The sequence below is a fragment of the Pseudomonas brassicae genome (assembly GCF_010671725.1).
GTDB classification, from domain to species: Bacteria; Pseudomonadota; Gammaproteobacteria; order Pseudomonadales; family Pseudomonadaceae; genus Aquipseudomonas; species Aquipseudomonas brassicae.
The window spans coordinates 1-1,108 of sequence record NZ_JAAHBU010000577.1 but is presented as its reverse complement, the minus strand read 5'-3'; the positions used below and the strand labels follow the sequence as shown (position 1 = coordinate 1,108).

1 protein-coding gene is annotated in these 1,108 nt (G+C 67.6%); it reads right to left on the bottom strand.

Translation table 11 applies throughout. The annotated features are described in order from the left end of the window. The coding region (locus G3436_RS26285) for a secretin N-terminal domain-containing protein (protein ID WP_420801259.1) at nt 1-1,108 on the bottom strand (1,108 nt) is incomplete at both ends.

Sequence of the window (1,108 nt, the reverse complement as noted above, 5' to 3'; positions counted from 1 at the left end):
CCCAGGTACCATTGCACCCCCAGGTTCATGCCGTCGGTAAGGCTGACTTCCAGAATCCGCGTCTCGATCTGCACCTGCAATGGCGGGTTGTCCAGGCGCCGGATCGCCGCCTGGATTTCCTGCCACTGGGTCGGCCGGCAACGCACCAGCAGCTGGTTGCTGCTCTGCTGCGCAGTGATGCGCACCTGGTTTTCGGCCGGCGTACCGCCCGGCGTGGCCGCACCACCCGGGGGGGGCGCCAGCGTCGTCGAACAAGGCCTCGTCCTCGGTTTCACTGACGCGCGGTTCCATGGCCATTTCCTGCGCCCCGCCGGTCGACAGGCCACTGCCCAGGCTGCCCATGCCGCCCTGTGCGCTGGTGCCTGGCGCTTTACCGCCCGACGACAACGTCAGGGTACGCAATCCTGGCGCCACCTGCCCGCGCCCCGACTGGCCAACCGGCTCGTTGGCGTAGATCTGGCGCAGGTAGCGCGCCAGGTCGCTGGCCTTCATGTTGCGCACGTCGTACACGTACATCTGCGGCTCGTAGCCACCGCCCTGGTCGATGGTATCGATCCAGCGCCCGACCTCGTTGAGGTATTCGGGCTGCGAGGAAATCGCCACGATGGCGTTGGTCCGCTCGATCGGCAGGAAGCGCACCATGCCCGCCAGCGGCGTGTTGCTGCGCGGCCCGAACAGTTGATTGAGCTCAGGCATCAGCTCGGCGACATTGGCGCGCTCCAGGCCGTAAACACCGATCGACATGCCCTTGAGCCAGTTGAGGTCGAAGGTGTCGATGGTGTCCTGGTAATTGCTCAGCTCATCGGGGGTACCGGCCATGACCAGTGCGTTGCGCGCCGGGTCCACCAGCAGGAAGGCGTTCTCGCGGGCAAACGGCGTGAGCAGCTTGCGCATCTCCACCGCCGAGATGTAGTCGAGGGTGAACAGCCGCGCGCTCAGCCCACCCCCCGGCGCGGGAATGCGCCGCTGCGGGGTGAGCTGCCCGGCCACGGCCTGCCCGGCCGGCACCACCAGGTAGCGCTCGCCCTGGCGCACCAGCGCGTTGCCGGTCCACGACAGCAGGGTTTCCAGAATCGACAGCGCCTGGCCCTTGTCCACCGGCTTGGCG